General features: G+C 73.1%; 5 protein-coding genes and 1 pseudogene. 5 read left to right on the forward strand and 1 reads right to left on the reverse strand.

What is annotated here, in order from left to right; translation table 11 throughout:
* Positions 1 to 525, reverse strand: a pseudogene (locus ACE3Q3_RS22080) (hypothetical protein); the annotation flags it as partial.
* 489 nt (positions 526 to 1,014) lie between these two features.
* Between ACE3Q3_RS22080 and ACE3Q3_RS22085 the strand changes: the two are divergent.
* From ACE3Q3_RS22085 to ACE3Q3_RS22105, 5 genes are all read left to right on the forward strand, one after another.
* Positions 1,015 to 1,347 (forward strand): DHCW motif cupin fold protein, encoded by a 333-nt coding sequence (locus ACE3Q3_RS22085; protein WP_374449625.1) that lies wholly within the window; start codon positions 1,015 to 1,017, stop codon positions 1,345 to 1,347.
* Between the two features lie 14 nt (positions 1,348 to 1,361).
* Positions 1,362 to 2,249, forward strand: coding sequence for an alpha/beta fold hydrolase (locus ACE3Q3_RS22090; protein ID WP_374449627.1), 888 nt, complete (start codon positions 1,362 to 1,364; stop codon positions 2,247 to 2,249).
* Positions 2,250 to 2,298: 49 nt separating this feature from the next.
* On the forward strand, positions 2,299 to 3,894 hold the full coding sequence (locus ACE3Q3_RS22095; RefSeq protein ID WP_374449629.1) for a DUF2491 family protein: 1,596 nt from the start codon (positions 2,299 to 2,301) through the stop codon (positions 3,892 to 3,894).
* Positions 3,895 to 3,930: 36 nt separating this feature from the next.
* Positions 3,931 to 4,356 (forward strand): DUF350 domain-containing protein, encoded by a 426-nt coding sequence (locus tag ACE3Q3_RS22100; protein WP_374449631.1) that lies wholly within the window; start codon positions 3,931 to 3,933, stop codon positions 4,354 to 4,356.
* A gap of 72 nt (positions 4,357 to 4,428) precedes the next feature.
* On the forward strand, positions 4,429 to 5,199 hold the full coding sequence (locus tag ACE3Q3_RS22105; RefSeq protein ID WP_374449633.1) for a hypothetical protein: 771 nt from the start codon (positions 4,429 to 4,431) through the stop codon (positions 5,197 to 5,199).
* Positions 5,200 to 5,221: the final 22 nt, after the last annotated feature.

A 5,221-nucleotide genomic window follows, 5' to 3' on the forward strand; every position in this document is an offset into this window, starting at 1 on the left:
CGACGCGGCGTCGACCGCCATCAGCCGCACTTGGCCGGGCTCGAGGACCGGCGACCGCGCGGCTGCGAGCGGTCGGACCGGGCCGAAGGCGCGGCCGGCCATCGGCGGCAGGTGGTCGGGAATCCGGACCGCATCATTGCCGCCGACATGTGCCGCGACCACCAGCGCCCGGCCCGCCTGCCGGATGTCGGCGGCGTCGGCCCGCAGCAGGAGTGCGGGTCGTCCCGGTCCCGCCGGCACCAGCCGCAGTTCGCCTCGGCAGCCGTGTGCGGCCACGGTATCGGCGAGGCGGTTGGCGGCGGCGAGCCGCGGGTCGGCAAGGGCCTCCGGATCGTCGACGGCGAGGAACAGGCCGTCGCCGGTCGCGGCCGCCACCGCGAGCAGCCAGTCCGGAGCCTCGGGCCGGACGGTCGAACGCACCGGCGCGATCCGGCGCAGCGCCTCGTGTTCGTCGACGAGCCACGCGTCGCGCCCGTTCCACCACGCGGTCGAGGCGAGGACTCCGTCGAAGCCGATCCCCTGCAACCTCGCCTGGGCCTCGCGCGGCAATCCGACCGTACCGGCGTGGAGCCGGAAGGGGCGTCCCCCGGACGCTGTCGCGCAACAGAGGTCGCGCCATCCATCGGGGTCGCGGTGGGGGTCACGGCAGAGGGCGCCGCCGGCGCCGAGTGCGGCGGCCCGCCGGGCCTCGCCGGGTGTCCGGACCTCGACCAGAAGATCGATGTCCGATTCCCCGGCCCCCGCCGCGAATCGCGGCAGCGTGTCCGGATCGTCGAGGAGGAGGGCGCGAAAGCCGGCCCGGCGGGCGGCGGCGGCGATGGCCGTGGGATTCGCGCCCGTCGCAAGCGGGCCGATGGTGCAGATTCCATAGGCTCGGGTGGGATCGGCTTCGACAGGCATCGTCGGTCCAACGCGACGGCCCGGCGGCGGTTCCCCCGGAACGGCCAATCTCTGCCGCAATGCGGAATCGGTGGATCGTTGCGTGGGCCGATCGTGACGCATAGGGTGCGCCCGATGAAGATCCCGGCCCTCCCCTTCACGGTCACCGACTGGTCCAAGGTCGAGCCGACGCGGCACCCCGGCGAGCGCGGCTTCGCGCTCTGGCGGACGTTGGAGATCGGCGACATCCGGGTGCGGATGGTCGAGTATTCGCCGGGCTATCTGGCCGACCATTGGTGCGACCGCGGGCACATCCTGTTCGTGGTCGAGGGGGAACTGGTCAGCGAACTGCGGGACGGACGGACTTCGGTGCTGACGGCCGGGATGGGCTACGAGGTCTCGGACCATGGGGACGCCGCCCACCGCTCCTCGACCGAGACCGGGGCGCGGCTCTTCATCGTCGACTGAGGATCGGGGGCGCGATGCTGCAGCCCGTGCGAACGCAGGCCGCCCCCGGCACCGAGATCCGGGTCGGCACCGTCACCTCGCTCTACCAGGGCGCCTACCACGCGGTGCACTACACCGAGTGCGGGCCGCCGGACGCCGAGCGGGTCGTCGTCTGCCTGCACAGCATGTTCCAGTGCAATGCCGAGTTCGACGGTCTCGCCCGGGTGCTCGGCGCCGCCGGCTTCCGCGTGCTCTGCCCGGACTTCGCCGGGCATGGCCGCAGCGGCTGGCGCCGGGACGCCGACGAATACGGCTATCCCCTGTTCTCGAACGACATCATGGCGGTCATCGCGCGCAGCGGCGCTGCCCGCGTCGACGTGATCGGCAGTTCGATGGGCGGCTTCATCTCGATGAAGATGGCGCACCAGGGGGCGCCGTTCCGGACCCTGATCCTGAACGATGTCGGCGCCTATTCGCCGAAGTCGGGACCGTTGCGGGTGCTGCACAACCTGCCCCCCAGCCACGACTATCCCGATCTCCCGGCCATCGAGCTGGCGCTGCGCCGGCTGCTCTCCGCCTCGGGGCCGCTGCCGCGGTCGGAATGGATCCGCTTCGTCTCGCGCAACATCGCCCGGCACGGCACCGGCTTCCGCCTGCTCTACGATCCGCGGATCCGCCGCCAGCTCATGGCGATGACGGCCAGGGACTACGACCTGTGGGACAAGTGGGCGCGGGTCTGCTGTCCCGCCCTCGTCATCCGCGGGGAGTATTCCGATATGCTGGATGCCGCCGTCGCGCAGCGGATGACCGAACGGCCGGACACGGAGTTGCTGACCGTGGCCGGCTGCGGTCACCGTCCGTGGCTGTGGACGGCGGAGCAGGCGGCCCCGGTGGTCGAGTGGCTGAGGCGATACCCCGCCTGAGCCTCGGCCGCCGCCGGCCGATCGCGGACCCGAGCACGAGGATGGCGGCGTGACGGCGGGACGAACGGGGTGGTGGCGACGAAGCGGCCGGGCGCTGGCCATCGGCCTGTCGCTGTGGGGCGCGGTCGCGCCGGCGGCCCAGCCGCTCCTGCGCGTGGCGGCGCTGGGGAGCGCCGTCACCGTCGTCGCGACCGAGGAGGCCCAGGCGCAGCGGCGCTCGTCGGGCGGCTACTCGCGCCCTTCGAGCCGCACGCCGTCGTTCTCTCCCTCCTATTCGACGCGACGCCCCTCGACCTCCGGCGGCTATGCCCGCCCGTCCGCACCGGTCTACGTGCCCCGCCAGGCGCCGGCGCAATCGCAGTCGGACCGGGCGATGCAGCGCCGCGGGTCGCAGGACGCGCTCGACCTCTTCCGCGGCAGCCAGGGCGGCACCTCCGGCACGCCGGGCAGCCGGGGCGCCATCACGCTGCCGCAGGGGCCGCTGCTCGGCCGCACGCCCTCGACCCGCCCGCCGCCGCGCTACGACTACCGCGCCGCGCCGTCGGCGCCGGGCGGCGGGTGGCAGGTGCCGTCCTACGCCCAGGGCGGCCGCTTCGGCGCCTGGGACGCGATGCTGCTGTGGTTCCTGCTCGACACGCTGAACCGGCCCGGCCATGCGCGGGCATTCCACGACAATCGCGACGATCCCGGCGTCCAGGCGTGGCGCCAGGACGCCGAGCGGCGGGCCGCCGAGGATCCCGCGCTCAAGGCCAAGCTCGAGGAGCTCGACCGCCAGACCGCGGCGCTGGCCGGAGAGGCGCCCCAGCCGGGTCGCCTGCCGCCGGACGTCGCCGGGACCGATGACGGTGGCGGCGGCGGGATCGGCGGCATCCTCCTCACCGTCCTCCTGCTGGCCGGGTTCGCGTTCATCACCTGGCGGTTCTTCCGCCGGCGACGGGCTGCCGGCGGCCCGACGCCCGCGACCGCGAAAGGAGCCGAGATGGGACCGATCGACACCGCGCGCGGCATTCTCCGCCGCAAGCTCGACAAGGAGCCGTACAAGCCGGAGTTCTTCCGGGTCGGCATGACGTTCCCGTTCGACCCGACCCCGTTCCTGATGGCGGCCGGCGCGACCAAGGTCACCGGGCCGGCGGCGGGCGGCGGCAACAACCTCGTCTCGGTGGCCGCCGTCGGCCATATCGACGCCGGCGAGATCGAGATGCACCGCCTCTATCTCGCCGGCAGCGACGGCTGGTTCCAGCTCTGGCTCGACGCCGACGGCCGGCCGGAGGAATGCCGCTGGTTCCAGCCGATCGACGAGATCCACCCGGCCGATCGCGACGAATGGGCCTTCTGGATGGACGAGCAGGAGGGCATGGTCGGCTGGCCCGAGTTCCAGACCAAGGACGGGGTCGTCTACGGCCGGCACTGGCTGCCGGGCGACCGCCGGGTCGCGCCGCGCGAGTGGACCGAGACGATCGAGGGCGCCCGCGGGCCGTCGCGCCGGGAGGTCCACGCCATGCTCTACTCGCGGCCGACCGGCACGGCGGCGCCGGCGCCGGAGGCGGAATACATCCTGGTCTCGGTGATCGAGGGCGGCGGCGAGGCCTATGTCGAGATCGCCGCCGGCATCGACGTCAACCCGGCGTCGATCGCCATCGCCTGAGTGGGCGGCGCAACGAGCAAGAAGGACCCAGCTGCGATGGACGACGTGTTCTCCCGCATCTTCGCCAGCCTCGGCGCCGGCGTGCCCGTGCTGCTGCTGCACTTCGCCACGACGCTGGTGCTGCTGGCGGCGGGGGTCCTGCTCTACATGGCGGTGACGCCGTTCCGCGAGCGGCAGTTGATCCGCGAAGGCAACCTCGCCGCCGGCATCATGACCTTCGGCATCTTCCTCGGCGTGTCGATCCCGCTGGCGGCGACGCTGGCGACCTCGGCCGTGTGGCTCGACGTCGTGCTGTGGGGTGCCATCGCCGTCGTCCTGCAGGTGGCGACCTTCCTGGTGGCGACGCTGATCCTGCCTGGGCTGCGCCACCTCATCGAGGGCGGGAACACCGCGGCGGCGCTCGCCATGGTGGGCGTGCAGCTCGCCGTCGCCCTGCTCAACGCAGGCGCGATGGCGGGGTGAGGCGACGGCCTTTCAAGCGGGGCGACCGCCCCCATATTCAGGCGCGAACTCTAGACGGGGAGTGACACCGGCATGCTGATCTTCATCCGCAACCTCCTGGGCGTGAAGGCCGATCAGGCCGTCCAGGCCGGCGTCGAGGCCCTGGTCCGCTGGGACCCCAAGGCCGCGACCGAGGCGGAACTGCGCACCATGGAGGGGCATCTGGACCAGCTCGGGCTGGAGGTCGCCAAGGCCCGTCAGGCCTATGACCGGGAGAAGAGGGAGGCGGTCGCCATCCAGGACCTGTCGCGCCAGCGCATGGCCGCGGCCGAGCTGCTGGAGAAGCAGGCCGCCGCCGAGACCGATCCGGCGCGCAAGGCACAGCTCGAGAAGAGCCTCGGCACGCTGGTCGCCATGCTGGAGGAGATGGCGCCCGAGGTCGAGCGCGAGGGGCGCGACGCGGACGACGCGCAGTCCTTCCTCGAGACCCTGGAGCGCTCGTATGCCGATGCCGGCGCCAAGCTGAAGCAGGCGCGCGGCGAACTCGAGCGGGCCCAGCGCGACATGTCGAGGGCCGAACAGCAGCGCGCGGCGGCCGAGCGCCAGGCGGAGGCGGCCCGGCGTGCGGCCGGGCTCGCCAGCGCGACGAGCGGGTTGTCGGTGGCGCTGAAGGCGATGAAGGATTCGGCCGAGCGGGATCTCGCCTCGGCCGAGGCGGCCAACGCCAAGAGCCGCCTGCTCCAGCCGACGACGCCCGAGAAGGAGGACGGCAACATCGCGGCCGCCCTCGCCCAGGCGCAGGGCAAGGCGACGCCGGCCCAGAGCCTGACCGAGCGGCTCGCCGCGCTGCGCGCCCGGCACTGATCGACCGGCACTGATCGACCGG

This window comes from Allostella sp. (genome assembly GCF_041913585.1).
In the GTDB taxonomy this organism is placed as follows: Bacteria; Pseudomonadota; Alphaproteobacteria; order ATCC43930; family Allostellaceae; genus Allostella.

Bases quoted from the DNA above. Each gene is read 5' to 3' on its own strand.
- ACE3Q3_RS22085 (WP_374449625.1), top strand. From the start codon at position 1,015: ATGAAGATCCCGGCCCTCCCCTTCACGGTCACCGACTGGTCCAAGGTC.
- ACE3Q3_RS22090 (WP_374449627.1), top strand. From the start codon at position 1,362: ATGCTGCAGCCCGTGCGAACGCAGGCCGCCCCCGGCACCGAGATCCGG.
- ACE3Q3_RS22100 (WP_374449631.1), top strand. From the start codon at position 3,931: ATGGACGACGTGTTCTCCCGCATCTTCGCCAGCCTCGGCGCCGGCGTG.
- ACE3Q3_RS22105 (WP_374449633.1), top strand. From the start codon at position 4,429: ATGCTGATCTTCATCCGCAACCTCCTGGGCGTGAAGGCCGATCAGGCC.